The organism is Synechococcus sp. R6-7 (assembly GCF_047461695.1).
Classification (GTDB): domain Bacteria; phylum Cyanobacteriota; class Cyanobacteriia; order Thermostichales; family Thermostichaceae; genus Thermostichus.
The window spans coordinates 1-3,502 of record NZ_JANSHS010000240.1 but is presented as its reverse complement, the minus strand read 5'-3'; the positions used below and the strand labels follow the sequence as shown (position 1 = coordinate 3,502).

Annotated in this window: 2 protein-coding genes, 1 tRNA gene and 1 pseudogene; 3 read left to right on the top strand and 1 reads right to left on the bottom strand. The window is 58.7% G+C overall.

Annotated features, from left to right (window positions below; all coding sequences use genetic code 11):
• Positions 1 to 241: 241 nt before the first annotated feature.
• Together NW815_RS07725 and NW815_RS07720 are read left to right on the top strand one after the other, a co-directional pair.
• Positions 242 to 1,669 (top strand): folate/biopterin family MFS transporter, encoded by a 1,428-nt coding sequence (locus NW815_RS07725; protein WP_414389660.1) that lies wholly within the window; start codon positions 242 to 244, stop codon positions 1,667 to 1,669.
• 117 nt (positions 1,670 to 1,786) lie between these two features.
• Positions 1,787 to 2,077 (top strand): annotated as a pseudogene (locus NW815_RS07720) (DUF6679 family protein); the annotation flags it as partial.
• A gap of 316 nt (positions 2,078 to 2,393) precedes the next feature.
• Here NW815_RS07720 and NW815_RS07715 read toward each other — a convergent pair.
• Positions 2,394 to 3,146 (bottom strand): segregation/condensation protein A, encoded by a 753-nt coding sequence (locus NW815_RS07715; RefSeq protein WP_414349871.1) that lies wholly within the window; start codon positions 3,144 to 3,146, stop codon positions 2,394 to 2,396.
• Positions 3,147 to 3,302: 156 nt separating this feature from the next.
• On the opposite strand from NW815_RS07715, the gene NW815_RS07710 reads away from it, so the two are divergent.
• A tRNA-Val gene (locus NW815_RS07710) sits at positions 3,303 to 3,374 on the top strand.
• Positions 3,375 to 3,502: the final 128 nt, after the last annotated feature.

The window sequence follows — 3,502 nt, the reverse complement described above, 5'->3', positions numbered from 1 at the left end:
GCTTAGCGGTCGGAGCCGGGTAGTTTACCTTTCGACCTCATTTCGACCTCATTATTTTGTAGATTTTGTAGCTCGGCTGGGTTGAGCAGAAAGAGCGCTGGGAAGCGCAACCCGTCCAAGGAGGTCGGAGCCGGAAGCCAGTTGGACAGGTTAAGGTGAAGAGACTGTTAAGATTCTTATGGTTTTGCTGTTGCCAAGGCAACACCGCACCAACTAACATCTCGCTACACTGCGACCGCTCATGATTCATCCTCTGCTGCAACGGCTGCACCAATCCACCCTGACCCCGCTGCGGGATATCCACTGGACGCCGGAATTGTTCGGAATCCTCTTGGTGTACTTTGTGCAGGGGGCGGTGGGGCTGGCACGGCTGGCCACCAGCTTTTACCTGAAGGATAGCTTGGGCCTCAGCCCGTCTCAGGTGGCGGCGTTGATGGGCGTTGCCATGAGCCCCTGGATCCTCAAGCCCCTCTACGGCCTGCTGTCGGATACCGTACCGGTGGCGGGCTATCGGCGTCGTCCCTACCTCTTGTTGTCAGGGCTTCTGGGGTGTGGGGCTTGGCTGGGGATGGCCCTGTGGGCACCGACGGCTGGTCTGGCCACCCTGTGGATGGTTTTGGGATCCCTGGCGGTGGCGGTGGGGGATGTAATCGTAGATTCGCTGGTGGTGGAGCGGGTACACGGCAGTGACTGGGCGGGGACGGGCACGCTGCAATCTTTAACTTGGGGAGCAACGGCCTTGGGATCCCTGCTCACCGCCTATTTGGGAGGAGCGCTCTTGGCCCATTATCCGCCGCAGGTGGTGTTTGGGCTGACGGCCTTTTTGCCGTTGTTCATCGCTCTGGCAGCTTGGGTTATCGCCGATCAACCGGTGGCGTTGTCCCAGGGCTGGGATCCCTTGCAACAACAGGTGGGGCAGGTGTGGCGGGCGCTGCGGCAACCCAGCATTTTGCTGCCGGTGCTGTTTGTGTTCGTTTGGCAGGCCACTCCCAGCGCCGATGCGGCTCTTTTTTACTTTGTCACCAACGATCTCGGCTTTGGGCCGGAATTTTTGGGTCAGGTGCGCTTGGTAACCAGCATCGCCAGTTTGCTGGGGGTAGGGATCTTCCAAGTGTACCTGCGGCGGCTCCCACTGCGGCCCCTGTTCGGCTGGATGACGGTGATCTCGGCAGGGTTGGGCCTGACCAGCCTCATCTTGGTCTATCACCTCAACCGGGATTGGGGCATCGACGATCATTGGTTTAGCTTGGGGGACAGCCTGGTGCTGACGGTGGCAGGACAAATTGCCTTTATGCCGGTGTTGGTCTTGGCCGCCCGCCTCTGCCCCCCTGGGATCGAGGCCACCCTCTTTGCCCTGCTGATGTCGGCCTTTAATTTGGCGGGGTTTCTCTCCCAAGAGCTGGGATCCCTGCTGATGCATGGGCTGGGGGTAACGGAGACCGATTTCAGCCGGCTGGGGCTGCTGCTGATCCTGACCAACCTTTCTACCCTCTTGCCCCTGCCGTTTTTGGGCTGGCTGCCGGAAGAGAGCATAACCCTTGGCGGAGCAGAACTGGAGGCGGAAGCCCATGCCTCTCTGGAATCCTTTCTGCGGGATGTGCAGGCAGAAGAAGCGGAGACAGCCTTGGCGATGGAAGGGGTCTCTCTGGCCGAAACCGACCCAACCTAAAGAGACTCTGTCTGGCCTCGGGAAAGGCATACAGCCTCGGTGTCCAGCCGCTAAGATGGAGGGATGAGCTGGGTAGCCCCCACAACTCACTCGGATCTTTCACTTCAGGAGGGGACCGTGCTTCATCGTAGGATCTATCAACTCAGCCGCGAAGGCAAGGATGTGTGGATCTATCTGCGGGATCAGGGACGCTGGCTGGAACGGGCCAAGATCCTCGATATCGAAGGGGACACCATCCTAGTTCGCTACGAGACAGAAGATGAGGAGGAGATCTGCTCCTGGGAGGAGATGATTCGCCTGGAAAGCATTGGAGCTGTTGCTCAGCGCCTTTCCACCATTCCCAAGGGGATGCTCAGCACGTCAGATTTGCTCACCTCAGAAGACTGCCCTCCGGCTGAATTGCTGCATCCGCCACTGTTGCCTACCGAAGGAGAAGATCATCCCAGCAGCGAGCGCCTCGTGGAGGATTACTACCTGGATCGGGAGGCTCCTGCCGAGCTGCCGGTGCGCTCCAGTGGGGAAGATCTCAAACGGGCGGATCGTGCCCGGCACGATGCTGAAGGCACGGATTGAGTTCTCCGTTTGCCAGAGCGGCGCAGAAGAGCGCTTGACATCCTCAGGTTCAGACGCCAGCTCAGAAGCCTAGAGGTGGATGGCCCGGCCACGGCCAGAAAAGTTCTCTAGAGTTCACCTTGGCAGATGAAGGGGATCCCAAGGGCGGGATCTACTTTGCCAGGCCCTCAGTTGTGCAGGGTCGGATGGTCAGTGGGCCGTAGAACTCCTCTTGGCACAGCTCCACCTGAGAGCGGGCAGCCATTAGCAGCAATGACCAGAAGACTTGAATGGGGTGAATGGTCCCGCTGCTGCCGTTTTGATAGCTTTTTTGGCAAAAGTGTTGCTGGAGATCGACAAAGCTGATCTGGGTCAGACCCTGCTGCCAAAGCTGAGCCAGCAGAGATTCTAGCTCGGCGGTGGTTTCCAAAAGGTTTTCCGGGTGGGCTAGCTGAGTGATGGCCGACAGCGCTTGCTGGCGAGAAATCCGTTGGGCCAGCGGCTTTGGGGCAGCTTCGGGCTGGTGTTCCAGCAGGGTTTCCAGCTCTTGCAGGTGGGCGATGAGTTCTTTGAGGGTGATGGGCCGGGTACGTTGAAGACGGGGTGCTGCCCTGGGTTGCAACACGCGATCCAAGTGCGCCAAAGACCAGCTTGGCCAGGGATCCACTTCTACCTCCACCGGGCTGGGCTCACTTTCTTCTGCTTCTGGTTCTGCCAAAGCCATTGCCTTAAGATAGACCAACATGGCAGCGTGGAGCAGGGCTTGTCCCGACTCAGACAGGTCATGGCTGCTGCTGGTGGGAGCCATACGGGCCAGAAAGCGATCGATAACCTCGATGACCTGCACGTCCCAGGGATCGATCTCGCCTCGTTCTGCCAAATCAATGAGCAGAGCAATTGCCTCTTCGGTCGGTGAGTAGGCCATAGCACCCCACAGCTCCCTGACCCTTACTGTAGCCCTCAGGCCGGATCCCGGCTATCTCTAGCCATCTCCCATGCCGATCCGAATCCTCTGGCTCAATCGCTGACGTGGTAATATAGAGATCCTGCTCTAGTCGATAGCTGCTAGAGTGGTATCTACGGGCGGTTAGCACAGTGGTAGCGCACTTCCTTCACACGGAAGGGGTCACAAGTTCGAATCTTGTACCGCCCATACCCGCAAACCTGCTTCTGCAGCGAGCTTCAACAGTCCAAGTCCTTCTCCTGGAGGAGAGATACAGGCGGCTAGAAACGACTTTTTCCGCCCCGGGGTCTCCGTAAACTACCCGACTCCGACCGCTA

Bases quoted from the DNA above. Each gene is read 5' to 3' on its own strand.
- NW815_RS07725 (WP_414389660.1), top strand. From the start codon at position 242: ATGATTCATCCTCTGCTGCAACGGCTGCACCAATCCACCCTGACCCCG.
- NW815_RS07715 (WP_414349871.1), bottom strand. From the start codon at position 3,146: ATGGCCTACTCACCGACCGAAGAGGCAATTGCTCTGCTCATTGATTTG.